The organism is Ekhidna sp. (assembly GCF_040223195.1).
Classification (GTDB): Bacteria; Bacteroidota; Bacteroidia; order Cytophagales; family Cyclobacteriaceae; genus Ekhidna.
Window position 1 is genome coordinate 520,822 of sequence record NZ_JAVKDX010000015.1, and the last position, 25,095, is coordinate 545,916.

Below are 25,095 nucleotides of genomic sequence, written 5' to 3' on the forward strand. Positions count from 1 at the left end.
TTATTTAGAAGCAGTTTTACCAGCTTTTCTTCTAATATGCTCACCAACAAATCGAATACCTTTTCCTTTGTATGGCTCTACTTTTCTTAGTGACTTAATCTTTGCAGAAATCTGACCAACCAATTGTTTGTCTATTCCTTCAACGGTCACCTTCGGGTTTCTTCCTTTTTCTGTCTCCGCTGAAACTTTTATATCCTCAGGAACAGCGAAGTAAATACTATGCGAGTATCCTAGGTTTAGCTCCAAAACATTGTTTTGAACTGCTGCCTTATAACCTACTCCCACAAGTTCCAACTCTCTCTTAAAGCCATTACTTACGCCCTCTACCATATTATTCAAAAGTGAACGATAAAGTCCGTGTAGTGCCTTGTGTCTTTTTTGCTCTGTCGGACGTTCAACAGTCACGACTCCATCTTCAACCTTACAGGTAATATCTGGATCGATCTGCTGAGACAGCTCACCTTTAGGTCCTTTCACATTCACCCTATTTTTATCTATGGTGATTGTTACTCCTTCAGGTAAATTAATTGGTGCTTTTCCTATCCTTGACATCTCAATTCAATTAATAGACGTAACATAAAACTTCTCCACCTACATTTTCTCTTCTCGCCTCTTTGTCAGAAATGATTCCTTTTGAGGTGGATAAGATTGCGATACCAAGACCATTCAGGACTCTTGGTAGAGTCTCAGCTCCAGCATATTTTCTTAGACCGGGAGTGCTTACTCTCTCCAGGCTTGTGATTGCCGACTGCTTAGTCTGTGGGTTGTATTTCAAGGCGATTTTTATAATGCCCTGCTTACCATCATCCTCAAACTTATAGTTTCTGATGAAGCCCTTGCTGTGCAATACTTTAGTGATCTCCTTCTTTAAATTAGAAGCAGGCACCTCTACTACACGATGGTTCGCGCCTATTGCGTTGCGAATCCTGGTTAAATAATCTGCTATCGGGTCTGTTACCATTTCTTAAACACACTTATCCCCCTCGAAAAAGGGGGTGCAAAAATAATAATTAATATTTTGAAACGAAAGGAAGTTTTAAACTACCAGCTTGCTTTTGTTACACCTGGTATTTTTCCATCGGATGCCATCTCTCGGAATGTCACCCTGGAGATACCAAATCTCCTCATGTAGCCCTTTGGTCTACCTGTAAGTTTGCATCTATTATGCAATCTTACTTTTGAAGAGTTTCTTGGCAACTTGTCAAGTGCTTCGTAATCACCAGCTGCTTTTAAGGCCGCTCGCTTCTCCGCATATCTTGCTACAAGCTTTTCTCTTTTTCTTTCTCTCGCTTTTACTGATTCTCTAGCCATAATTTCTTAGTTCTTCTTTGAAGTAAACGGCATTCCGAAAGATCTCAATAGTTCAAGACTCTCTTCGTCAGTTTGTGCAGTAGTCACAAACGTGATATCCATACCTGAAATTTTATTTATTTTATCGATACTGATTTCAGGGAAAATGATTTGCTCCTGCACTCCCAACGTATAGTTACCTCGTCCGTCAAATCCCTTTTCTCTTACTCCTTTAAAATCTCTCACCCTTGGCAGGGCAATCGTCATCAGCCTGTCAAGGAATTCGTACATTTTATCACCTCTAAGTGTAACCTTCGCACCGATAGGCATACCTTCTCTCAATTTGAAGTTGGAAACAGACTTCTTAGCAATCGTTGCTACGGCCTGTTGCCCGGTGATCTGAGTCAATTCCTCAACTCCGGTATCAACCAGTTTCTTATCTGAAACAGCGGCTCCAATACCTTTATTGATAGCTATTTTAGTAAGCTTCGGCACTTGCATCACCGACTTGTACTGAAACTTGTCTTTCAAATGAGGAACGATCTCCTTATTGTATTTCTCTTTTAATCTAGGACTAGCCATTAGTGATAAATTCTCCTGATTTCTTTGAATATCTCTGCAGCTTTCCGTCTGCATTTTTCTTTCTTCCTACTCTTGTAGCATTACCTGAAGATGGATCTACTACCTGCAGGTTACTAAGATGAATAGCCGCTTCTGTCTCCTGAATTCCGCCTTCAGGATTTGTTGCAGAAGGCTTTACGTGCTTGGTTATCATGTTAGCACCTTCCACTATCGCTCTATACTTTGTGGTGTTTACCTCAAGGACTTTACCGGTTTTTCCTTTATCGTTACCGGCAATGATCTTTACAGTATCACCTTTTCTTATATGAAATTTTACTTTGCTCATTGTTAAAGTACTTCTGGTGCTAATGATACAATTTTCATGAACTGCTTCTCTCTGAGCTCTCTTGCCACAGGACCAAAGATCCTTGTTCCTCTTGGCTCGTCATTGGCAGTAAGGAGTACCGCAGCATTGTCCTCAAATCGGATATAGCTACCATCTTTTCTTCGAACTTCCTTCTTGGTTCTCACCACAACGGCTCTTGAGACAGTTCCCTTTTTTAAGTTACTTGATGAAAGTGCATGCTTAACGGTGACAATGATTTTGTCCCCAACAGTAGCATATCTCTTCTTGGTGCCTCCAAGCACACGGATAACAAGCACTTCTTTAGCGCCGCTATTGTCCGCAACTGATAATCTTGACTCCTGCTGTACCATTATTTTGCTCTTTCAATAATTTCTACCAACCTCCATCTTTTGTTTTTGCTCATTGGACGAGTCTCCATCACTTTCACCGTATCTCCGATGTTGCAATCGTTCTTTTCGTCGTGAGCTGTGAGCTTAGTGGTTTTTCTCACAAATTTTCCGTAGATCGGGTGCTTTACTTTTCTTTCAACAGCTACAGTGATGCTTTTTTGCATTTTATTGCTCACCACTTGTCCGATTCTTTCTTTTCTTAGATTTCTTTCCATCACTGAAAATTATTTGCTTGCTTCAGCAACTTGGTTTAACTCTTTCGCTCTTAGTTCAGTCTGAATTCTTGCTACCAATTTTTTATTCTCACGAATTTTCATTGGGTTTTCAATCGGAGTAATGCTATGGGCAAACTTCAGTTTGCTATAGTTCTCCTTTTCTACTGCAAGCTTATTTTTCAGCTCGTCCAGACTCAATCCTCTTAATTCAGAATTTTTCATTACTCTGGCTTATAATCTTTTGCTATTGTGAATTTCGTAGAGATCGGAAGCTTTTGAGCAGCCAATCGAAGGGCTTCCTTCGCCAACTCAATATCCACACCTGCTGCTTCAAAAAGTACGGTTCCTGGCTTGATGGTGGCTACCCAGTATTCTGGAGCTCCTTTACCTTTACCCATCCTTACCTCTGCAGGCTTCTTAGTTATTGGCTTGTCAGGAAAAATTCGAATCCATACCTGACCTTCCCTTTTCATAGCTCTGGTCATAGCAATCCTAGCTGCCTCAATCTGGCGGCTGGTGATCCAACCTGGTTCCATGGATTTGATTCCAAAAGTTCCGAATGCCAGTCTGTGCCCTCGATGAGCAAGACCCTTCACTCGGCCTTTTTGCATTTTTCTAAATTTCGTTCGTTTTGGCTGTAACATTGCTCTACAAAACTTTACTTACTTTTATTTTCTTCTTCTCCTTCTGTTCGGAGCTCCACCAGGTGCGTTGTTACCGCCACCAGCTTGCTGCTGTCCTCCCACATTTGGTGAAAGATCTCGCTTACCGAAAACCTCACCTTTGAATATCCACACTTTGATACCTATTTTTCCATAGATCGTATGAGCTTCAGTGATTGCGTAATCAATATCTGCTCTCAATGTGTGAAGTGGAATTCTCCCTTCTTTGTACTGCTCACTTCTTGCCATCTCAGCTCCCCCAAGACGTCCTGAGCATTTAATTTTAATACCTTGAGCTCCTACTCTCATTGATGAGGCAATTGCTTGCTTCATGGCTCTTCTGAAGGAGATTCTGGCTTGAAGCTGTTGAGCGATAGACTCACCAACTAGCTTTGCATCCAGCTCAGGTCTTTTAATTTCGAAAATGTTTATCTGAAGGTCTTTTCCAGTCAGGTTTTTCAACTCTTCCTTGATTTTATCTACTTCAGATCCTCCCTTACCAATTACAACTCCTGGTCTTGCAGTGTGAACAGTAAGCGTAATTCTTTTGAGTGTTCGCTCAATCACTACTTTGGAGATACCCCCTTTAGGCATACGAGCAGCGATGTATTTACGAATTTTGTTGTCTTCAACAATTTTATCAGCATAGGACTTGCTATCAAACCAGGCAGAATCCCACCCTTTGATAACTCCTAATCTAAATCCAACTGGGTTTACTTTTTGTCCCATTACTTGTTGCTTTCTTTAGTTTCTTTAGTATCCTGATTGTGATTATCGATCACGATAGTCACATGATTTGATCTCTTTCTGATTCTGTGCGCTCTACCTTGTGGTGCCGGTCTCAGTCTTTTCAACATTCTTGCACTATCCACAAAGATTTCCTTCACATAAAGATCTGCTTCTTCAATACTGATATCTTCGTTTTGCATTTGCCAATCAGCTATTGCAGTAAGAAGGAGTTTCTCCAGCGAGTTTGAAGCATGATGCCCGTCGAATCGCAAAACGTTTAGGGCCACACTGGCTCGCTCTCCACGGATCATATCAGCTACCAATCTCATCTTTCTTGGAGAGGTTGGTACATTTCGAAGCGATGATTTCACCGCACCAAGTTTTCCCTTGTTCTCCTCACGGAATTTCTTGTCAGCTTCTTTCTGAAGTCTGATTCGTACTGATTTCTTTAATTTCTTTTCAGCTTCCATTGGTGCTATTATCTTTTACCCTTATCCTTCTTAGCGACGTGTCCTCTAAAGTTTCTTGTTGGAGCAAATTCGCCAAGTTTATGTCCTACCATATTTTCAGTCACGAAAACAGGAATGAATTTATTTCCGTTGTGAACCGCAAAAGTGTGACCCACAAAATCCGGTGATATCATTGATCTTCTCGACCATGTTTTGATCACAGACTTCTTCCCTGACTCGTTCATCGTGTCCACTTTCTTCTCAAGACGGAAGTCTATATAAGGTCCCTTTTTTAATGATCTTGACATTATTTCCTTCGTTTAACTATCTGCTTATCAGAATATTTATTTGGTCGACGGGTCTTCATACCCTTCGTATACTGACCGTTTCTAGACCTAGGGTGACCTCCTGAAGATCTACCTTCACCACCACCCATTGGGTGATCTACCGGGTTCATTGCTACCCCTCTTACTCTAGGTCGTCTTCCTAACCATCTGTTTCTACCAGCCTTACCCAGTCTCACGCTCATGTGGTCAGAGTTGGAAACCGTACCTATTGTAGCCAGGCAAGTATTCAAAATCATTCTCATCTCACCGGAAGGAAGCTTTACTGTTGAGTATTTTCCATCTCTAGCTACAAGCTGAACGTATGTCCCCGCACTTCTCGCCATCACTCCGCCTTTTCCGGGTTTCAATTCGATGTTGTGAATAATAGTACCTAGAGGAATCTCACTTACATAAAGGGCATTGCCTACTTCAGGTGCGATTCCCTTTCCAGAGTTGATCACTGTTCCTACCTCAAGGCCTGCTGGAGCCAGAATGTATCTTTTTTCACCGTCAGCATAATAAAGCAATGCGATTCGAGCGGATCTGTTTGGATCGTACTCAATTGCTTTTACTGTCGCAGGTATTCCGTGCTTGTCTCTTTTGAAGTCGATAAGTCTAAGCTTCCGCTTGTGACCACCTCCTACATTTCGGACAGTCATTCTTCCCTGGTTGTTTCTACCTCCATTTCTTTTTGATGTAGTCACCAAAGACCGCTCTGGAGTGGACTTAGTGATGTCATCAAAGACAGGAGCCATTCTGAATCTCTGTCCTGGGGTAGTCGGTTTAAGTTTTTTTACAGCCATGTCTGTCTATTATATTCCGCTATAAAAATCAATTATTTCACCCTCAGCCACCTGCACAATTGCTTTCTTATAAGCTGGAGTTCTTCCCTCAATGACTCTTGACTTAGTGTATCGTCTTTTGGACGCACCAGGCTGGATCATCGTATTCACTGATTCTACAGTAACACCGTAGGTTTTTTCAACCTCAGCCTTAATCTGAACCTTATTTGCATTTTTGGCAACAACAAAACCGTACTTGCCATGCTCATTCAGAGCAGATACTTTCTCAGTAACTAATGGTTTAATTAAAACTCCCATCTTAGTTAAATCTTTCTTTAAGTTGCTCAAGTGTTCCTTCGCAAATGATCAATCGCTCAGCGTTGATCAAATCGTAGGTGTTCACTTCGTCAACAGTTGTAACATGTGCTTTCTTAAGGTTTCTTGAAGACAAGAATACATTTTTGTTATTGGAGCTTACCAGCAACAAAGACTTCTTGTCAGAAACAGAAAGACTATTAAGAAGGCTTATGAAATCTTTCGTTTTTGGAGTTTCGAAATTGAAGTCTTCCAAAATCTGTATGGCTTTCTCTTTAGCTCTTGAAGAGAGAACTGACTTGCGTGCCAATTTCTTTACTTTCTTATTTAGCTTAAAGCCATAGTCTCTTGGCTGAGGACCGAAGATGGTACCTCCACCTCTAAAGACAGGAGACTTGATACTCCCTGCTCGAGCAGTACCAGTACCTTTTTGTTTTTTGATTTTTCTGGTTGATCCAGTTACCTCACCTTTCTCCTTGGTTTTGGCGTTTCCTTGTCTTTGGTTTGCCAAATAATTTTTTACATCGAGGTAGACAGCATGCTCATTAGGCTCTATCCCAAAGATGCTTTTGTCCAGGCTGATCTCTCTACCTGTTTCTTCTCCTTTAATATTTAATACAGCTACCTTCATGATTACTTCTCAAGTATTACGTATGAATTTTTAGCTCCTGGTATTGATCCTGAAACTAGCATTAAGTTTTTCTCAGGATATACTTTCAGCACTCTAAGGTTCAAAACCTTTACCCTATCATTACCTGTTCTTCCGGCCATTCTCAGACCTTTGAAAACTCTAGAAGGGAATGATGATGCACCTACAGAGCCTGGCGCCCTAAGTCTATTGTGCTGACCGTGTGTTGCTTGACCAACACCACCAAATCCGTGTCTTTTAACAACACCTTGAAAACCTTTTCCTTTAGAGATACCAATGGCATCTACATAGTCTTGCTCATTGAAAATATCACCAATCCTAATCTCATTGCCCAACTTCACTTTATCATCAAATTCAGCTCTGAAATCCCTGAATTCAACAATCTTGGCTTTTGAAGTAGTCTTTGACTTAGCAAAGTGACCCTGAAGTGCTTTAGGCGTATTTTTCTCCTTTCTTTCACCGTAAGCCAACTGCACAGCTCTATATCCGTCTGTCTCTTCGTTCTTAACTTGAGTCACGACGCAAGGACCAGCCTCCACGAGGGTACAAGCAATGCTCTTACCATTCTCGTCGAAGATACTTGTCATTCCTACTTTCCTTCCTATTAAACCAGGCATTTTCTACTCGTTTATATCTTTTAATTACCCTCTCAGGCAAACTTTTCGTGAAAAGGACTGCAAAGATAGCAAATCCATATGCCGAACAAAAACTTTGATCGGTTATTTTTTAGACAAAAAAAGAACCAATCGATAAAGACCAATTGGTTCCCTTTTCCGGAAAAAATCCCGGATTAGACTTTAATTTCAACGTCTACTCCACTAGGAAGCTCAAGCTTCATAAGTGCGTCTACTGTTTTTGCACTATTGCTGTAGATATCTACCAATCTTTTGTATGTGCAAAGCTGAAATTGCTCTCTGGCCTTTTTGTTTACGTGTGGTGATTTTAACACTGTAAACTTCTCCTTCACAGTTGGTAGAGGGATTGGCCCACTCACAACTGCTCCAGTGGTTTTTACCGCCCGAACAATTTTCTCAGAAGACTTGTCAACCAAATTGTGGTCGTAAGACTTAAGTTTTATTCTAATTTTTTGGTTCATGTCTAATCTTTTATACGTTGGCTGTGCCTTTTACATCTGAGATTATACTATCAGCAATGTTTTTAGGCACCTGATCGTAATGTGAGAACGTTAATGAAGCTGTTGCTCTACCGGAACTGTTGGTTCTAAGGTCTGTCACATATCCGAATAGCTCAGATAAAGGAACGTCTGCCTTCACAACTGTAGAAGTACCTCGAGTATCCATCCCCTTCATCATTCCTCTTCTCTTATTCAAATCACCAGTAATGGTACCGGTGTACTCATCAGGAGTTACTACCTCAACCGCCATAATTGGCTCAAGGATCACTGGGCTACATTTTGAAGCCGCAGATTTAAACCCTGCTCGTGCTGCAAGTTCGAATGATAGTGAGTCAGAATCCACATCATGATATGATCCGTGAAACAATCTTACTTTCATATTGTCAATTGGATATCCGGCTAGTGGGCCGTTCACCATTGCCTGCTCAAAACCCTTTTGAACTGCAGGGATGAATTCCTTAGGTATCACTCCACCAACAATGTTGTTTTCGAACTGAAGTCCATCTTTCTCGTAATCAGCGTCTTTAGGTCCAATCTCAAATACAATATCTGCAAACTTACCTCTACCTCCAGATTGCTTCTTATACACTTCTTTGTGCTCTACTGAAGCAGTAATTGCCTCTTTGTATGCTACCTGAGGAGCTCCCTGGTTGATTTCAACCTTAAACTCCCTCTTCAATCGATCAATGATAATATCAAGGTGAAGCTCACCCATTCCCTTAAGAATGGTCTGGCCTGTTTCGTGGTTGGTTTCAACCTGAAGGGTTGGATCCTCTTCCACTAGCTTGCCAATTGCAATACCCAGTTTGTCAACATCCGCCTGAGCTTTTGGCTCGATAGCATATCCGATTACAGGCTCTGGGAATACCATCGACTCTAGTACAATTTTGTGCTTTTCGTCACATAGGGTATCCCCTGTTTTAATGTCTTTGAATCCAACAACAGCTCCAATATCACCGCAATGCAGCTTTTCAATTTGGTTCTGTTTGTTAGCATGCATTTGGAAAATCCTGGAAATACGCTCCTTCTTATCAGTTCTTGTATTGTATACATATGAACCTGAATCAAGCATTCCTGAGTATGAACGCACAAAACAAAGTCTACCCACGAATGGATCCGTTGCGATCTTGAACGCAAGAGCTGCGAAAGGCGCATCCGGAGAAGGCTTTCGTGAAGTTGGTTCCTCTGTATCAGGATTGGTTCCCTGAATGTTATCTCTATCCAACGGAGATGGAAGAAGTTCCATCACATAGTCCAGAAGTGTTTGAACTCCTTTGTTTTTGAAAGCAGAACCGCACATCATTGGAACGAAAGCCAAATCAATTGTAGCAGCTCTAAGTGCAGCCACGATTTCATCTCTGGTGATACTATTCGGATCCTCGAAATACTTTTCCATCAATCCTTCATCATATTCCGCTACTGCCTCCACCAATTGCTCTCTGTATGATGCAACCTCATCGACCATGTCAGCTGGAATCTCGATTTCACTGAAGGTCATGCCCATGTCATCTTCATTCCAAACCATCGCCTTGTTCTCTACCAGGTCAACTACTCCTTTGAATGACTCTTCAGCTCCAATAGGTAATTGAAGTGGCACAGCTTTGGTGCCCAGCATATCTTTCACTTGCTTACAAACTTTCAGGAAGTCTGCACCTGCCCTATCCATCTTATTTACGAAACCGATCCTGGCTACCTTGTAATTGTCAGCTAGTCGCCAGTTAGTCTCGGATTGAGGCTCAACACCGTCAACCGCACTAAACAAGAACACCAAGCCATCCAATACACGTAGAGATCTGTTTACCTCCACCGTAAAGTCAACGTGTCCTGGTGTGTCTATAATATTGATGTGATAGTCATCACCTTTATACTTCCAAAATACGGTGGTAGCTGCTGAAGTAATTGTGATACCTCTTTCCTGCTCCTGCTCCATCCAGTCCATGGTAGCGCCACCATCGTGCACTTCACCAATTTTATGGTTCACTCCGGCATAATAAAGAATACGCTCCGTGGTTGTGGTTTTTCCGGCATCAATGTGAGCAGCGATACCGATATTTCTTGTAAGTCTTAAGTCTCTAGCCATTTTGGTTCTTAGAATCTGAAGTGTGAAAATGCTTTGTTAGCTTCAGCCATTCTGTGCATATCATCTTTTTTCTTCACAGAGGCTCCTTCACCTTTTGATGCGGCAATGATTTCGTTTGCAAGACGGTCTTGCATGGTTTTTTCTCCTCTTAGTCTGGCGTACTTGATCATCCATTTGATACCAAGTGAGATTTTTCTTTCAGGACGAACTTCGATTGGCACCTGGAAGTTTGCTCCACCAACTCTTCGAGCTTTCACTTCTACAGATGGCATGATATTGCTAAGAGCAGTTTTCCATGTCTCAAGTCCATTTTCTCCTGTTTTCTTTTCTACCTGATTGATTGCGTTGTAGAAAATTGTGTAAGAGAGGCTCTTCTTACCATCAATCATTAGATTGTTTACGAATTTGGTAACAAGAGTATCCTGATAAATAGGATCAGGAAGGATGTATCTCTTTTTAGGTTTTGATTTTCTCATTTCTCCTGCAAATTATTTTTTAGGTCGCTTAGCGCCATATTTAGATCTTCTTTGTAGACGTCCGTTTACACCAGCTGTATCCAACGCACCTCTAATGATGTGATATCTTACTCCTGGTAAGTCCTTCACTCTACCTCCTCTAATAAGCACAATGGAGTGCTCCTGAAGGTTGTGTCCCTCTCCCGGAATGTAAGCGTTTACTTCTTTACCATTGGTAAGTCTTACCCTTGCCACTTTTCTCATAGCTGAGTTTGGCTTCTTAGGAGTGGTAGTATATACACGTGTACATACACCTCTTCTCTGTGGACATGAGTCCAATGCTGGGGATTTAGACTTTGAAGTCAGCTTTTTTCTACCCTTCCTTACTAATTGTTGTATAGTTGGCATACGCTATAATTTCTAATCGTCCCAAAATTTGGGAACGCAAAGATAGATATATTGAGATTATATCAAAAAGTTCAAAGATTAATTAACTGGAAATATTCAGGAATTATCAAAGAGGTAGCATGAGACATGTCAAGCCTCACCCATTGTGCCTCCGAAATTTATTGGAAACTTCGGCATCTCCTCGTTTTGTTTCACCTCGCCAAAAGTCGCTTCGTACTTTTGAATGTTATCCTTAAGTGCATTAAGGAGTCTTTTTGCATGTTCTGGAGTGATGACAATCCTTGATTTGACCTTGGCCTTAGGCACGCCAGGCATCAATCGAATAAAGTCGATAACGAACTCACTGCTAGAGTGGGCAATCATAGCCAGATTGGCATAGACGCCCTCGGCAGTTTCCTCCGAGAGCTCTATGTTAATCTGATTTGTGTTTTGATTTTTATCGTCTTTCTTTTTCTGATCGTCGCTCATAAAATCTTAGGCTTCCTCTACCTCTTTTGATTCGAACTCCTCCTTGGACGCTACCAGCTTTTCGTACTCTTCCTGAGAATTGACGATGTATTTCTGGTATTTTCTTGTTCCTGTACCTGCAGGAATAAGGTGTCCAACGATTACGTTTTCCTTCAGACCTATCAAGGTATCCGCTTTCCCTTTGATGGAAGCTTCGCTCAATACTTTGGTAGTCTCCTGGAATGACGCTGCAGAAATGAAGCTCTCTGTTCCAAGTGATGCCTGAGTAATACCCTGAAGCGTTGGCTTACCAGTTGCCGGCTCAGCATCCCTCACCTCCATTGGCTTAAGATCTCTTCGCTTCAAGCTAGATACTTCATCCCTTAGACTTCTTGCGTCAATGATTTGACCTGCCTTAAAGTTTGAAGAATCTCCCGGATCAACAACCACTTTCTTGTCAAGGATATTGTCGTTTTCTTCCATGAACGCGAAACGATCCGCCAATTGATTTGTCAAGAAGCTGGTATCTCCCGGATTCTCAATGATTACTTTCTGCATCATCTGACGTACGATTGCTTCGATGTGCTTGTCGTTGATCTTCACCCCTTGAAGTCTATATACTTCCTGAATTTCATTCACTAAGTACTCTTGTACTGCTGTAGGCCCTTTGATCTTCAGGATATCCGCCGGAGTGATGGCACCATCAGATAGTGCATCGCCCGCTCTCACATAGTCATTGTCCTGAACAAGGATGTGCTTGGAAAGCGGTACCATGTAACGCTTCTTCACACCATCTTTGGACTCGATGTAAATCTCTCTGTTTCCTCGCTTGATTCCACCATACTCCACTACTCCATCAATTTCACTTACTACTGCGGGGTTAGAAGGGTTTCTAGCCTCAAATAGCTCAGTTACTCGTGGAAGACCTCCGGTAATATCTCTCGACTTACCCGTTTTCCTTGGAATCTTAGCAAGTACTTGTCCTGATTTGATTTTATCACCTTCTTCAACCGCAAGGTGAGCTCCTACAGGAATGTTGTATGCTTTTTCAGTAGATCCGTCTTTTCCAACGATATCGATCGCAGGGTTCTTCGTCTTATCTTTTGTATCGATAATTACTTTTTCCCTGTGACCAGTTTGCTCATCAGACTCTTCTTTGAAAGTAATACCTTCGATGATTGAGTCGAATGATGCGGTACCGTCGAATTCAGACATGATAACCGCATTGTATGGATCCCAGTAGCATAGTTCATCACCTTTTTCCACTTTGCCGCCATCCTTCACTTTAAGGATTGCACCGTAAGGAACATGGTTTGAAATCAATACTTTTTCTTTCTTAGGATCAAGAATCTTGATTTCTCCTGATCGACCCATCACAACCTCAATCTTGTTTCCTTCAGCGTCAGTGGACTTCACGGTTCTTAGCTCATCGAATTCAACAACACCTTCAAACTTCGCTTTGATGTTGGCATCTACTGCAATGTTAGATGCAGTACCTCCTACGTGGAATGTTCTTAATGTAAGCTGGGTACCCGGCTCACCAATAGACTGTGCAGCGATTACACCAACAGCCTCTCCTACGTGAGACAATTTACCAGTTGACAAGTTTCTTCCGTAACACTTAGCACAAACTCCCTGACGGGTTTCGCAAGTCAATACAGATCGAATCTCTACTTCCTCAATTGCTGACTGATCAATATAGTCAGCGATTTCTTCCGTGAATTCATCTCCCGACTCGATAATTAACTCATCTGTGATTGGATCATAAATATCATGTACAGATACGCGACCAAGAATTCTTTCAGAAAGTGCTTCAACAATCTCCTCGTTATCCTTCAATGCAGAAACTGAAAGTCCTCTCAATGTTCCACAATCTTCTTCGTTGATTACCACGTCCTGAGCCACGTCAACAAGTCGTCTTGTCAGGTAACCAGCATCCGCTGTTTTCAATGCCGTATCTGCAAGTCCCTTTCTAGCACCGTGTGTAGAGATAAAGTACTCGATTACGTCAAGACCTTCTTTAAAGTTTGAAAGGATCGGGTTTTCAATGATCTCACCCACAGAGCCTTGAAGGTTTTTCTGCGGCTTAGCCATCAAGCCCCTCATTCCGCCAAGCTGACGAATCTGCTCTCTGGATCCTCTGGCACCTGAGTGCATCATCATGTAGATCGAGTTGAATCCCTGATCATCTTCTTCCATCTGCTTCATCAGCGAGTTGGTCAACATGGTGTTGGTCCTGGTCCAGATGTCAATTACCTGATTGTAACGCTCATTATCTGTGATCAGACCCATCAGATAGTTTTGCCATACTGCATCTACTTCCTCTTTCGCTTGAGCCACCAACTTCTCTTTCTCCTCAGGAACGTTAATGTTATCTAGACCCATAGACAGACCGCCCCGATAAGCCATCTTAAATCCAAGATCTTTGATGTCATCAAGGAAGTGAGCGGTTCTCGCCATTCCTGTAATCTTGAATACATTGGAGATAATCTTCTGAAGTTTTTTCTTGGTTAGAAGTTCATCTACATAACCAACTTCCTCCGGCACAGCTTCATTGAAGAGTACTCTGCCAGCAACAGTTTCTATGATCTTAGTCTCAAGCTCGCCTTTCTCATTTCGAACCTTGGTTCTTACCTTGATATAAGCGTGCTGAGAAATTTTCTTCTCATTCAAAGCAATGATTACCTCTTCGTGTGAGTAAAAAATCATTCCTTCTCCAGCCACTTTCTCTTTATCTGTGCTTCTTCTGCCTTTAGTGATGTAATAAAGACCCAATACCATGTCCTGGGAAGGTACCGCAATAGGTGCTCCATTCGCAGGGTTTAGGATGTTATGAGATGAAAGCATCAATAGAGAAGCTTCCAAAATCGCCTCATGACCAAGTGGTACGTGTACGGCCATCTGGTCACCGTCAAAGTCAGCGTTGAACGCTGTACATGCCAATGGGTGAAGCTGGATCGCTTTTCCTTCAATCAATTTTGGCTGGAAAGCCTGAATACCTAGTCTGTGAAGTGTAGGTGCCCTGTTCAATAGTACAGGATGTCCTTTCAATACGTTTTCAAGGATATCCCAAACAACAGGATCTTTTCTATCCACGATCTTCTTCGCAGACTTTACAGTTTTTACTATACCTCTTTCGATCAATTTTCTAATGATGAAAGGTTTGAAAAGCTCAGCAGCCATGTTCTTAGGAAGACCACACTCATGCATTTTCAACTCAGGGCCTACCACGATTACAGATCGACCAGAGTAGTCAACCCTTTTACCAAGTAGGTTTTGACGGAATCGACCCTGCTTTCCTTTAAGCATATCACTCAAAGATTTAAGCGCTCTGTTTCCGTCAGATCGTACTGCGTTTACTTTTCTTGAGTTATCGAAAAGTGAGTCAACTGCTTCCTGAAGCATCCTTTTCTCGTTTCGAAGGATTACTTCCGGCGCTTTAATGTCAATAAGTCTTTTCAGACGATTGTTTCGAATGATTACTCTTCTATATAAATCGTTCAAATCAGAAGTAGCGAATCGACCGCCATCCAATGGCACTAATGGACGTAATTCCGGAGGAATTACAGGTACCATTTTCACAATCATCCACTCAGGTTTGTTCTCAATTCTAGTCTTAGCATCTCTGAATGCCTCAACGACTCTCAATCTCTTAAGCGCTTCTGCCTTTCTCTGCTGAGAAGTATCGGTTGCCGCCTGATGTCTTAACTCAAATGAAAGATCATCCAGCTGAGTTCTAGCCAAAAGCATTTCTAATGCATCCGCACCCATCTTAGCGATGAATTTGTTCGGATCATCATCATCAAGCATTTGGTTCTCCCTTGGAAGTTTATCCAGGATATCCAGGTATTCTTCCTCGGTAAGGAAATCCAGTTTTGATATTCCATCTTCTTCCTTAACCCCCGGCTGAATTACGATATATCGCTCGTAATAAATGATCTGATCCAGCTTCTTGGTTGGTACACCAAGAAGGTATCCAATTTTATTCGGTAGCGACTTGAAGTACCAAATGTGTGCAACTGGCACTACCAATTCGATGTGGCCCATTCGCTCTCTTCGAACCTTTTTCTCGGTTACCTCCACACCACATCGGTCACAAATAATGCCTTTGTATCGGATTCTTTTGTATTTGCCACAATGACACTCCCAATCTTTTACTGGACCGAAAATTCGCTCACAGAAAAGGCCTCCCATCTCAGGCTTATACGTCCTATAGTTAATGGTTTCGGGCTGAGTTACCTCACCGTGCGAACTTTCCAGAATTGATTCTGGAGAGGCAAGACTGATAGTAACCTTATTGAAATCGTTGTGAATTTTTTTGTTTTTTCTGAACGCCATGTTGTATATCAATAAAGCCTCCCGATTGCTCGGGAGAATGATTGTCAATAATTAATTAGTCCAAAGTAATTTCAAGAGCCAATCCTCTCAATTCATGTATCAATACATTGAATGATTCAGGAATGTTTGGCTTATTCATGTTCTCGCCTTTTACGATCGCTTCATAAGCTTTTGCTCTTCCAATCACATCATCCGATTTGATGGTTAGGATTTCCTGAAGAACGTTGGCCGCACCAAATGCCTCCAATGCCCACACCTCCATCTCACCAAATCGCTGACCTCCAAACTGTGCCTTACCACCAAGCGGCTGCTGAGTAATAAGTGAGTATGGCCCGATACTTCTTGCGTGCATCTTATCATCTACCAAGTGACCTAGCTTCAGCATGTAAATCACACCAACAGTCACCGGCTGATCAAAACGCTCACCTGAAAGTCCATCGTATAGATAAGTTCTACCAAAGCTTGGTAGTCCTGCTTCTTTCAATTCATTTTGAACTTCTTCTTCAGAAGCACCATCGAAGATTGGAGTAGCGTACTTTCTTCCGAGCTTCAATCCAGCCCATCCAAGTACGGTCTCATAAATCTGGCCGATGTTCATCCTTGAAGGTACACCAAGCGGGTTCAATACGATATCTACCGGAGTTCCATCTTCCATGAATGGCATGTCTTCCTCACGAACGATCTTCGCAACCACACCCTTGTTTCCGTGACGTCCAGCCATCTTATCACCCACCTGAAGCTTACGTTTTTTAGCCACGTAAACTTTAGCAAGCTGAACGATTCCAGCAGGGAGTTCATCTCCCACCTCTAGTGTGAATCTTTCTCTCTTGAATTTTCCAGAAATGTCATTTCTATATCCAATATAATTTTTCACCAATTTGAAGACCAGATCGTTGGTCTTATCATCAGATACCCAATTTTCGATGATCAAGTCAGAGATCAAGTTTGCCTCTTCGGGTACATTGTAGTTACTCTCATCTCTATACTTGTTCTTAGGAGGGAATAGGTTCGCTTCGATGTTCTTCTTAGAGAACTTCACTCCTTTACTCATAACTTCCTCACCAAACTTGTGCTTGATTCCCTGACAGGTTTTCCCATCCAGAAGCTGAGCAAGTTTATCGATCATGGTAGTTCTGGCCTCAGTAAGCTGCTGGCCATACTTATTCTTAAGTAGCTCAACTTCTTTCTTGGCTCTGGCTCTTACATCTTTATCTTTCTTAGGTCTGGAGAAAAGTTTGGTGTCGATAACCACTCCTTTAAGCGATGGAGAAGCTTTCAACGAAGCGTCTTTCACATCGCCAGCTTTATCTCCAAAGATTGCTCTTAGAAGTTTTTCTTCCGGAGTTGGGTCAGATTCTCCTTTAGGAGTAATCTTACCAATAAGGATATCACCTTCTTTAATCTCTGCTCCAATTCGGATGATTCCATTTTCATCGAGGTTTTTAACTGCCTCTTCAGAAACGTTCGGAATCTCGCTTGTAAGCTCCTCTTCTCCTCGCTTCGTATCCCTTACCTCCAGTTCGAATTCATCAATGTGGATTGAAGTGAAGATATCCTCTCTCACCACTCGCTCAGAGATTACAATCGCATCCTCAAAGTTGTATCCCTGCCAAGGCATGAACGCAACCTGCATGTTTATACCTAGTGCAAGCTCTCCTTTTTCAGTAGCGAATCCGTCACAAAGTGCCTGACCCTGCTTTACTTTATCCCCCTTGCTTACGATTGGCTTTAGATTGATGCAGGTATCCTGGTTGGTTCTTCTAAACTTCACCAAATCGTAAGTCACAACATCATCATTGAAGGTGATGATTTGCTCATCGCTATCCAATTGATATTTAACTACGATCTTGTTTGCATCAACAAACTCAATTACTCCGTCTCGCTCTGCTCTAATCAATGCTCTTGAATCAAGTGCCACCCGCTCCTCAAGACCTGTACCAACGATTGGTGCCTGCGGTCTCATCAACGGAACTGCCTGGCGCTGCATGTTTGATCCCATCAAGGCCCTGTTCGCATCATCGTGCTCAAGGAATGGAATCATAGAAGCGGCAACAGATACAATCTGGTTTGGAGCAACGTCCATGTAGCTAACTTCCTCTTCACTACAAAGCGGGAAGTCACCTTCAAATCGGGCCTTTATTTTCTCGTTCAAGAATTTACCCTTGTCAGACAATGGCGCATTAGCCTGAGCAATGTTGTGAGTATCTTCTTCTTCAGCCGTCAGGTACTTCACATTCCCTGACATATCAACTGTTCCCTTTGCCACCTCTCGGTATGGAGTCTCGATGAATCCCATCTGGTTCACTTTCGCATGAACACAGAGTGATGAAATCAAACCAATGTTTGGACCTTCCGGCGTTTCAATGGTACACAGTCTACCGTAGTGCGTATAGTGAACGTCTCGAACCTCAAACCCTGCTCTTTCCCTAGAAAGACCGCCTGGCCCTAGTGCAGACATTCTTCTTTTGTGAGTTACCTCTGCCAGTGGGTTTGTTTGATCCATGAACTGAGATAGCTGATTCGTACCGAAGAATGAGTTGATAACTGAAGACAATGTTCTTGCATTGATCAAATCAACTGGTTTGAAGTCTTCGTTATCACGCACGTTCATCCGCTCACGGATGGTTCTTGCCATTCTTGCTAGTCCAACTCCGAATTGAGAATAAAGCTGCTCTCCAACTGTCCTTACCCTTCTGTTACTCAAGTGGTCGATATCGTCGACTACTGCTTTACTGTTAATCAATCCGATGAGGTATTTAACGATGAGGATGATATCCTCTGTAGTCAAAACTCTTCGATCCCAATCGGTATCAATGCCCAACTTTTTGTTGATTCTGTATCGTCCTACTTCTCCAAGATCATACCTCTTGTCAGAGAAGAATAAGCTGGTAATAATATCACGTGCAGTTTGCTCGTCAGGAGCCTCCGTATTTCTCAATTGACGATAAATCTGTTCAACCGCTTCCTTCTCAGAGTTTGAATTATCTTTCTGAAGTGTATTATATACGATCGAATATTCTGCGATATTCACATCCTTTCTGTGGATGATGATAGACTTGCTTCCAGAATCAATGATTGTTTGGATATCCTCTTCTTTGATAATACTATCACGCTCAAGGACTACTTCATTCCTGTCGATAGAAACTACCTCTCCGGTATCTTCATCCACGAAATCCTCTGTCCATGTTCTGAGAACCCTCGCAGCAAGTCTTCGGTCAATAACCTTTTTAAGTTCTTTCTCTGTTGCTTCAATCTCCTCTGAAAGGCCAAACAAGTCAAGGATTTCCTTATCTGATCCATAACCAATGGATCGAAGAAGTGTGGTAATCGGAAACTTTTTCTTTCGATCGATGTATGCGTACATCACGTTGTTTACGTCAGTAGCGAATTCGATCCATGATCCTTTGAAAGGAATAATTCTCGCACTGTACAATAGTGTTCCGTTGGTGTGCTTGCTCTGTGCAAAGAACACACCCGGAGATCTGTGAAGCTGTGACACGATCACACGCTCAGCACCATTGATCACGAACGAGCCTTTTTCTGTCATGTAAGGGATATTTCCTAAGAATACCTCTTGCTCGATCGTTTCAAAATCTTCATTTTCTTCGTCATTACATAGCAGACGAAGTTTTGCTTTTAGTGGAACTGAATAGGTCAATCCTCTTTCAATACATTCTTGAATGCTGTATTTCGGAGGATCTACTGTATAGTCTACAAACTCCAATACAAAATTCTCGCGGGAATCTGTAATTGGGAAGTTTTCCATAAACACCTTGTAAAGGCCTTCACCTTCCTTGTGTTCTGCTGGTGTATCTAGTTGGAAAAAATCAACAAATGACTTTAATTGTACATCCAGAAAATCCGGATAATCAATAACTGATTTGATGGAAGAGAAATTGATTCTCGTGTTATTGTTGTTAGCCAAAGCTTACGGAGTTTTAGTTTATAAAAATTGAAAAGGACGTTTAGCTTTTTATACAAACAGGAAAAGACCTGATCCCGTTTCCCAAAAATTTTGAGAGGGGAGCCAGGCCTAAACCTTTGGTATTATGAGCTAATTACTTTAATTCTACTTCAGCACCAGCTTCTTCAAGCTGCTTTTTCAATGCCTCAGCTTCGTCCTTAGCGATTCCTTCTTTTACTGCTTTAGGAGCACCGTCCACAAGCTCTTTCGCTTCTTTCAGGCCTAGTCCAGTAAGTTCTTTCACCAACTTAACGATAGCAAGTTTTGCACCGCCTGGAGACTTAAGGATCACGTCGAATGAAGATTTTTCTTCACCTCCGCCAGCAGCGTCACCACCAGCAGCAGCACCACCAGCAACCATTACAGGTCCAGCAGCTGCAGCAGGCTCTATGCCGTACTCGTCTTTAAGGATATTAGCTAGTTCGTTTACCTCTTTTACTGAAAGGTTAACCAATTGCTCTGCAAATTCTTTTAAATCCGCCATTTTATTAAGTGTTAATTCTGTTTAAAAATTTTTAATTCTCTCTTTCTGAAAGTGTTTTAACAATACCAGCAAGCTTGTGCTCTCCACTTTGAAGTAGAGTAAGTACATTCTTGGCAGGCGATTGCAATAATGTGATGATGTCACCAATAAGCTCTTGCTTAGATTTCAAGCTGGCAAGTGCTCCTAGCTGATCTTCACCTATAAATAAATCCGAGTCTATGGAAGCAGCCTTGAATTTCGGTCTATCTTTTGGATCATTTTTCTGGAAGTCCTTGATGATCTTCGCAGGAATATTGGCAGTCTCGTTTACGAACATGATGCCAGATGTTCCCTTCAACACCTCGTCCAAAGACGAATAATCTCCATCCACATTCTCCAGGGCTTTCCTGATAAGTGTGTTTTTCACCACCCTATACTCCACTCCCTTGTTGAAGCACATTTCCCTGAACTTATTGATCTCAGCTACTGTGAGGCCTGAAGTGTCAGCTATATAGAAATGATCTGTTTCCTTAAACTTTGAAGTAAGGTCACTTATTAATTGTGCTTTGTCTTGTCGTGTCATAACTATTAAATATTCGCTATGCTACTTTTATCAATTGCTATACCGCTACTCATCGTGGATGATAGGGTGATCGACTTGAAGTAAGTTCCCTTTGCAGATGCAGGCTTCAGTTTTGAAACGGTCTGCACCATCTCAATCACATTCTCCCTGATCTTATCTGCATCAAAAGAAACTTTTCCTACACTTGTATGGATAATTCCAAACTTGTCTACCTTAAAGTCAATCTTTCCAGCTTTCACTTCTTTTACTGCCTGTCCAATATCCATCGTCACTGTTCCAGACTTTGGATTAGGCATCAATCCTCTAGGTCCAAGGACCCGTCCGAGTTTACCCACTTGTGCCATTACTGTTGGCATAGTGATAATTACATCAATATCCGTCCATCCTCCTTCGATCTTCTTCACATAATCATCCAATCCAACATGATCAGCACCAGCGTCTTTTGCTTCTTGCTCTTTATCAGGCGTGCATAGCACCAATACTCTCACATCCTTACCTATTCCATGAGGAAGAGATACTACTCCACGAACCATCTGGTCAGCTTTCTTTGGATCAACACCCAAACGGATATCAACATCTACTGAAGCGTCGAACTTGGTGAAGGTGATTTCCTTCACAAGCTTGGCAGCCTCAGCCAAAGAATACTCCTTGCCAACTTCTAGCAGTTCCTGAGCTTTCTTCTGATTTTTTGTAAGCTTTCCCATTACCAAATATTAATTTGCCCAAGGGGCTTTACCTGAAATTTTCACACCCATGCTTCGTGCAGTACCGGCTACTACTCTCATAGCAGACTCGATATTGAATGCGTTCAAATCCGGCATCTTGGTTTCAGCAATAGCTTTAACCTGATCCCATGTTACTGAACCCACTTTCACACGGTTTGGCTCGGAAGATCCTTTTTTAACCTTGGCTGCTTCCATTATAAGTGAAGCTGCCGGAGGGGTTTTAATTACAAAATCAAAAGACTTGTCAGCATAGATCGTTACAAGAACGGGAAGAAGCTGTCCTGGCTTTTCCTGGGTCCTAGCGTTAAACTGCTTACAGAAGTCCATGATATTCAGACCCTTAGCGCCAAGCGCAGGTCCTACCGGAGGTGAGGGATTAGCCGCTCCTCCACGAATCTGTAATTTCAAATAGCCTGTTATTTCTTTAGCCATTTCTTACCTTATTAATCTTCTTTTTCTACCTGTATATAATTCAATTCGACAGGTGTATTTCTGCCAAAAATCTTAACCGTAACATTAAGCTTCTTACGATCCTCAAATACCTCCTCTACTGTGCCCGTGAAGCCACTAAAGGGACCGTCCATCACTTTCACGCTTTCACCCACTATAAATGGTGTGTCAAGCTTTTCTTCGTACTCCTCCACCTCATCAACTTTTCCGAGGATTCTATTTACCTCGGATTGTCTTAAAGGAATTGGATCTCTTGTAGTGCTACTCCCTGCGGATCCTAGAAAGCCGATCACATTGGGAATTAGCTCTTTATTAGTCACCAGGTGTTGTACTTCGCCATTGGAGAAGTCAGCTTGGATCAATACATATCCTGGGAAAAAATTTCTTTCTCTTACTCGCTTTTTACCATTGCGCATCTCATATACCTTCTCCGAAGGAATAAGTACCTGAGGGATGTACTCGGTCAATTTTTGACGAACCACTTCATTTTCAATGGCTTCTTTGACTTTTTTTTCCTTGCCGCTAACGGCTCTAACTACGTACCACTTATGCTCCATGCTATCCTGTACGTATTATAGTTCCTGGTAAATAAACTCCATCAAATTTTCGAAGGCATAGTCTATCGCTCCGATCATGAGCGCAAAAATTAGCGATGCAACAAGCACCAAGATGGCGCTATTTTGCAAATCAGCATATTTTGGCCATGATACCTTATGCGTCAATTCATCGTATGAATCCTTGAAAAAAGTGACAACTTTAGACATATTTTCCTTCGTTTTAAAAGCACGGGAGGAGGGACTCGAACCCCCAACCAACGGTTTTGGAGACCGCTACTCTACCAATTGAGCTACACCCGTAAAAAAATGCAGTCCCCAAAAGGACTGCAAATTTAGAGTAATCAGTTTTTATAAACAAATCCCAAAAGACTATGTCTTTCGGGATAACTATTTATTAATCAAGAATTTCAGTTACCTGACCAGAACCTACTGTACGTCCACCTTCTCTAATCGCAAATCGCAATCCCTTCTCTAGTGCAATAGGGTTGATAAGTTTAACATCAATAGTTACGTTATCACCTGGCATAACCATTTCGATGTTTGCTGGAAGCATGATCTCACCAGTTACGTCTGTAGTTCTCAAGTAGAACTGAGGTCTGTACTTGTTGAAGAATGGAGTGTGACGTCCACCTTCTTCTTTTGACAGAACGTAAACCTCTGCTTTGAAGTGAGCGTGAGGAGTTACAGATCCTGGTTTGCAAATGATCATACCTCTTTTGATTTGATCTTTCTCAATACCTCTCAAAAGAAGACCAACATTATCACCAGCTTCTCCTCTGTCTAGGATTTTACGGAACATCTCTACTCCAGTGATTGTAGACTTAAGTCCCTCAGCTCCCATACCAATGATATCTACAGGATCTCCAGAGTTGATCACACCTCTTTCAATTCTACCAGTAGCAACGGTTCCTCGTCCAGTGATTGAGAATACGTCTTCAACCGGCATCAAGAAATCCTTATCAACAGCTCTTTCAGGAAGTGGAATGTATTCATCCACTGCGTTCATTAGCTCTTCAATCTTTTCTACCCACTTAGGATCTCCATTAAGACCTCCAAGAGCAGAACCTTGAATTACAGGGATATCATCACCTGGGAAATCATAATCAGAAAGAAGCTCTCTGATTTCCATTTCTACTAATTCAAGTAGTTCCGGATCATCAACCAAGTCCACTTTGTTCATGAATACCACTAGAGCTGGTACACCTACCTGTCTTGAAAGAAGGATGTGCTCTCTTGTTTGTGGCATTGGTCCGTCAGTAGCAGCTACCACGATGATAGCTCCGTCCATCTGAGCAGCTCCAGTTACCATGTTTTTTACATAATCTGCGTGACCAGGGCAGTCAACGTGAGCATAGTGACGTTTTTCAGTCTGATACTCAATGTGTGAAGTATTAATGGTAATACCTCTTTCTTTTTCTTCTGGTGCGTTATCTATAGAAGAAAAGTCTTTAATATCTGCCAATCCTTTACTAGCAAGTACTGCTGAGATTGCTGCAGTTAAAGTTGTTTTACCATGGTCAACGTGTCCGATTGTACCAATATTTACGTGTGGTTTCGAACGATCAAAGGTTTCTTTAGCCATGCTTGATAATCCTCGTTTTGTTTAATTTATTGTTATTACTCTATTTTCTAAATTCATTCCTTGAATAAGAGCCAATGAGGGGATTTGAACCCCTGACCTCTTCCTTACCAAGGAAACGCTCTACCCCTGAGCTACATCGGCTTAATTTAAGTTGCAAGTCCAAAGTTCTAAGTTGTAAGACTTGCTTGAACTAAAACTCTGACCTAGTAACTCAAAGCTCATTCCATTGATTGCTCAATGAAAATTGAGCGGGTGACGAGGCTCGAACCCGCGACCTACAGCTTGGAAGGCTGTCGCTCTACCAACTGAGCTACACCCGCTTGATTAAAATTCCAAACATCAAAAACGAAATCACAAAAACATTAATGATTTGAGATTTGTATTTTGAGATTTGAGATTTCTCAAAGTGGGGAGAGCAGGATTCGAACCTGCGAAGGAATACACCAACAGATTTACAGTCTGTCCTCGTTGGCCGCTTGAGTATCTCCCCTTATAATAAATACTTTCAAGAACTACTTTTCCCGGATGCTTCCCAGAAAAAGGATTGCAAAAGTATATGGTTTTTTGAACTAATCAAATTTCATTTTTAGATAAAAAATCTAATGCAATCCATATTTTTGACCAACTGAATTTCAAATACCATTCATATGATAGAAGTAAAGGTCGATGATGCCGATAAAATCAAGGTAGAAAACAAAAAAGACGAAGTTTTCATTAATGACGAGTTATTTGATGGTGAGATTCTTAAGATCAATGAGACCTCTTTTAAGGTATTTAAAGGCACTAAAATTTTTCGTGTAGATGTGGTGGAGCGACAAGGCAAGGAAATGAAACTTAAAGTAAATGACCAATTGCTGAATGTTTCTGTGACTGACCACATTGATCAGATTCTGGATAAGCTTGGTATGGATGTAGCAGCCAGTACGGCTGTGAAGGACATAAAAGCTCCTATGCCTGGCTCTATATTAAATATAATAGTTGCAGAAGGTGATGAAGTTCGTCAGGGGGATCAGCTTTTAGTATTGGAAGCCATGAAAATGGAGAATGTAATAAAATCATCCGGTGAGGGCAAGGTGAGTAAAATTTACGTTGCTGAAAAACAGAATGTGGAAAAGAACCAAGTGCTCATTTCTTTCGAATAACCGACATCAATACTTATATATTTGCACGATTT

Annotated in this window: 31 protein-coding genes and 4 tRNA genes; 1 reads left to right on the plus strand and 34 read right to left on the minus strand. The window is 41.8% G+C overall.

Annotation, left to right across the window (positions count from 1 at the left end; translation table 11 throughout):
- The 34 genes from rplF to RLN88_RS09915 all read right to left on the minus strand — a co-directional run bounded on the left by rplF (nt 1) and on the right by RLN88_RS09915 (nt 24,411).
- Nucleotides 1-552 carry a 50S ribosomal protein L6 gene (gene rplF, locus RLN88_RS09750; RefSeq protein WP_350221209.1) on the minus strand — a complete coding sequence of 184 codons (552 nt, stop codon included), beginning with the start codon at nt 550-552 and terminating at the stop codon, nt 1-3.
- Nucleotides 553-562: 10 nt separating this feature from the next.
- Nucleotides 563-961, minus strand: a complete 399-nt coding sequence (gene rpsH / locus RLN88_RS09755; RefSeq protein WP_350221210.1) for a 30S ribosomal protein S8 — start codon at nt 959-961, stop codon at nt 563-565.
- 80 nt (nt 962-1,041) lie between these two features.
- Nucleotides 1,042-1,311 (minus strand): 30S ribosomal protein S14, encoded by a 270-nt coding sequence (rpsN, locus tag RLN88_RS09760; RefSeq protein ID WP_350221211.1) that lies wholly within the window; start codon nt 1,309-1,311, stop codon nt 1,042-1,044.
- A 6-nt stretch (nt 1,312-1,317) separates the two neighbouring features.
- Entirely contained in the window at nt 1,318-1,872 is a 555-nt protein-coding gene (gene rplE, locus RLN88_RS09765; RefSeq protein WP_350221212.1) for a 50S ribosomal protein L5, read from the minus strand.
- Nucleotides 1,865-2,197: a 50S ribosomal protein L24 gene (rplX, locus tag RLN88_RS09770; protein ID WP_350221213.1), complete on the minus strand. Its 333-nt coding sequence runs from the start codon at nt 2,195-2,197 to the stop codon at nt 1,865-1,867. Before rplX ends, rplE begins: the two co-directional genes overlap by 8 nt.
- 2 nt (nt 2,198-2,199) lie before the next feature.
- A complete protein-coding gene (gene rplN, locus RLN88_RS09775; RefSeq protein ID WP_350221214.1) occupies nt 2,200-2,568 on the minus strand; it encodes a 50S ribosomal protein L14 in 369 nt (122 codons plus the stop codon).
- Nucleotides 2,568-2,822: a 30S ribosomal protein S17 gene (gene rpsQ / locus RLN88_RS09780; RefSeq protein WP_350221215.1), complete on the minus strand. Its 255-nt coding sequence runs from the start codon at nt 2,820-2,822 to the stop codon at nt 2,568-2,570. The genes rplN and rpsQ overlap by 1 nt, the downstream gene beginning before the upstream one ends.
- Before the next feature lie 9 nt (nt 2,823-2,831).
- A complete protein-coding gene (rpmC, locus tag RLN88_RS09785) occupies nt 2,832-3,044 on the minus strand; it encodes a 50S ribosomal protein L29 (protein ID WP_350221216.1) in 213 nt (70 codons plus the stop codon).
- Nucleotides 3,044-3,466 carry a 50S ribosomal protein L16 gene (gene rplP, locus RLN88_RS09790; RefSeq protein ID WP_350221217.1) on the minus strand — a complete coding sequence of 141 codons (423 nt, stop codon included), beginning with the start codon at nt 3,464-3,466 and terminating at the stop codon, nt 3,044-3,046. Before rplP ends, rpmC begins: the two co-directional genes overlap by 1 nt.
- 24 nt (nt 3,467-3,490) lie before the next feature.
- Nucleotides 3,491-4,213, minus strand: coding sequence for a 30S ribosomal protein S3 (gene rpsC / locus RLN88_RS09795; RefSeq protein WP_350221218.1), 723 nt, complete (start codon nt 4,211-4,213; stop codon nt 3,491-3,493).
- The gene (gene rplV, locus RLN88_RS09800) at nt 4,213-4,683 is read right to left on the minus strand and encodes a 50S ribosomal protein L22 (protein ID WP_350221219.1); all 471 of its coding nucleotides are present in this window, start codon (nt 4,681-4,683) and stop codon (nt 4,213-4,215) included. Before rplV ends, rpsC begins: the two co-directional genes overlap by 1 nt.
- An 8-nt stretch (nt 4,684-4,691) precedes the next feature.
- Nucleotides 4,692-4,970: a 30S ribosomal protein S19 gene (rpsS, locus tag RLN88_RS09805; protein ID WP_350221220.1), complete on the minus strand. Its 279-nt coding sequence runs from the start codon at nt 4,968-4,970 to the stop codon at nt 4,692-4,694.
- Entirely contained in the window at nt 4,970-5,791 is an 822-nt protein-coding gene (rplB, locus tag RLN88_RS09810) for a 50S ribosomal protein L2 (protein ID WP_350221221.1), read from the minus strand. The genes rpsS and rplB overlap by 1 nt, the downstream gene beginning before the upstream one ends.
- A 9-nt stretch (nt 5,792-5,800) precedes the next feature.
- Nucleotides 5,801-6,088, minus strand: a complete 288-nt coding sequence (gene rplW / locus RLN88_RS09815) for a 50S ribosomal protein L23 (protein ID WP_350221222.1) — start codon at nt 6,086-6,088, stop codon at nt 5,801-5,803.
- 1 nt (nt 6,089) lies between these two features.
- Nucleotides 6,090-6,716: a 50S ribosomal protein L4 gene (gene rplD / locus RLN88_RS09820; protein WP_350221223.1), complete on the minus strand. Its 627-nt coding sequence runs from the start codon at nt 6,714-6,716 to the stop codon at nt 6,090-6,092.
- Between the two features lie 2 nt (nt 6,717-6,718).
- Entirely contained in the window at nt 6,719-7,351 is a 633-nt protein-coding gene (rplC, locus tag RLN88_RS09825; RefSeq protein WP_350221224.1) for a 50S ribosomal protein L3, read from the minus strand.
- Between the two features lie 173 nt (nt 7,352-7,524).
- Nucleotides 7,525-7,830, minus strand: a complete 306-nt coding sequence (rpsJ, locus tag RLN88_RS09830; protein ID WP_089356797.1) for a 30S ribosomal protein S10 — start codon at nt 7,828-7,830, stop codon at nt 7,525-7,527.
- Nucleotides 7,831-7,840: 10 nt separating this feature from the next.
- Nucleotides 7,841-9,949, minus strand: a complete 2,109-nt coding sequence (fusA, locus tag RLN88_RS09835) for an elongation factor G (RefSeq protein WP_350221225.1) — start codon at nt 9,947-9,949, stop codon at nt 7,841-7,843.
- 8 nt (nt 9,950-9,957) lie between these two features.
- A complete protein-coding gene (gene rpsG / locus RLN88_RS09840; protein WP_350221226.1) occupies nt 9,958-10,425 on the minus strand; it encodes a 30S ribosomal protein S7 in 468 nt (155 codons plus the stop codon).
- A gap of 12 nt (nt 10,426-10,437) precedes the next feature.
- Entirely contained in the window at nt 10,438-10,812 is a 375-nt protein-coding gene (gene rpsL, locus RLN88_RS09845; protein ID WP_089356794.1) for a 30S ribosomal protein S12, read from the minus strand.
- A 129-nt stretch (nt 10,813-10,941) separates the two neighbouring features.
- On the minus strand, nt 10,942-11,280 hold the full coding sequence (locus RLN88_RS09850) for a DUF3467 domain-containing protein (protein WP_350221227.1): 339 nt from the start codon (nt 11,278-11,280) through the stop codon (nt 10,942-10,944).
- 6 nt (nt 11,281-11,286) lie between these two features.
- Entirely contained in the window at nt 11,287-15,597 is a 4,311-nt protein-coding gene (rpoC, locus tag RLN88_RS09855; protein WP_350221228.1) for a DNA-directed RNA polymerase subunit beta', read from the minus strand.
- A gap of 55 nt (nt 15,598-15,652) precedes the next feature.
- On the minus strand, nt 15,653-19,522 hold the full coding sequence (gene rpoB, locus RLN88_RS09860) for a DNA-directed RNA polymerase subunit beta (protein ID WP_350221229.1): 3,870 nt from the start codon (nt 19,520-19,522) through the stop codon (nt 15,653-15,655).
- A gap of 133 nt (nt 19,523-19,655) precedes the next feature.
- Entirely contained in the window at nt 19,656-20,045 is a 390-nt protein-coding gene (gene rplL, locus RLN88_RS09865; protein WP_350221230.1) for a 50S ribosomal protein L7/L12, read from the minus strand.
- Nucleotides 20,046-20,076: 31 nt separating this feature from the next.
- A complete protein-coding gene (rplJ, locus tag RLN88_RS09870) occupies nt 20,077-20,607 on the minus strand; it encodes a 50S ribosomal protein L10 (RefSeq protein ID WP_350221231.1) in 531 nt (176 codons plus the stop codon).
- A 5-nt stretch (nt 20,608-20,612) separates the two neighbouring features.
- Nucleotides 20,613-21,311 carry a 50S ribosomal protein L1 gene (gene rplA / locus RLN88_RS09875; protein ID WP_350221232.1) on the minus strand — a complete coding sequence of 233 codons (699 nt, stop codon included), beginning with the start codon at nt 21,309-21,311 and terminating at the stop codon, nt 20,613-20,615.
- Nucleotides 21,312-21,320: 9 nt separating this feature from the next.
- Nucleotides 21,321-21,764, minus strand: coding sequence for a 50S ribosomal protein L11 (rplK, locus tag RLN88_RS09880; RefSeq protein WP_350221233.1), 444 nt, complete (start codon nt 21,762-21,764; stop codon nt 21,321-21,323).
- Between the two features lie 11 nt (nt 21,765-21,775).
- Nucleotides 21,776-22,339, minus strand: coding sequence for a transcription termination/antitermination protein NusG (nusG, locus tag RLN88_RS09885; protein WP_350221234.1), 564 nt, complete (start codon nt 22,337-22,339; stop codon nt 21,776-21,778).
- 15 nt (nt 22,340-22,354) lie between these two features.
- Nucleotides 22,355-22,546 carry a preprotein translocase subunit SecE gene (gene secE / locus RLN88_RS09890; RefSeq protein WP_350221235.1) on the minus strand — a complete coding sequence of 64 codons (192 nt, stop codon included), beginning with the start codon at nt 22,544-22,546 and terminating at the stop codon, nt 22,355-22,357.
- A 20-nt stretch (nt 22,547-22,566) separates the two neighbouring features.
- Nucleotides 22,567-22,639, minus strand: a tRNA-Trp gene (locus RLN88_RS09895).
- 94 nt (nt 22,640-22,733) lie between these two features.
- A complete protein-coding gene (tuf, locus tag RLN88_RS09900) occupies nt 22,734-23,921 on the minus strand; it encodes an elongation factor Tu (protein ID WP_350221236.1) in 1,188 nt (395 codons plus the stop codon).
- 69 nt (nt 23,922-23,990) lie between these two features.
- Nucleotides 23,991-24,062, minus strand: a tRNA-Thr gene (locus RLN88_RS09905).
- A 106-nt stretch (nt 24,063-24,168) separates the two neighbouring features.
- Nucleotides 24,169-24,241 (minus strand) — tRNA-Gly (locus tag RLN88_RS09910).
- 87 nt (nt 24,242-24,328) lie between these two features.
- Nucleotides 24,329-24,411 (minus strand) — tRNA-Tyr (locus tag RLN88_RS09915).
- Nucleotides 24,412-24,568: 157 nt separating this feature from the next.
- Between RLN88_RS09915 and RLN88_RS09920 the strand changes: the two genes are divergently transcribed.
- Nucleotides 24,569-25,063, plus strand: coding sequence for an acyl-CoA carboxylase biotin carboxyl carrier protein subunit (locus tag RLN88_RS09920; protein WP_350221237.1), 495 nt, complete (start codon nt 24,569-24,571; stop codon nt 25,061-25,063).
- Nucleotides 25,064-25,095: the final 32 nt, after the last annotated feature.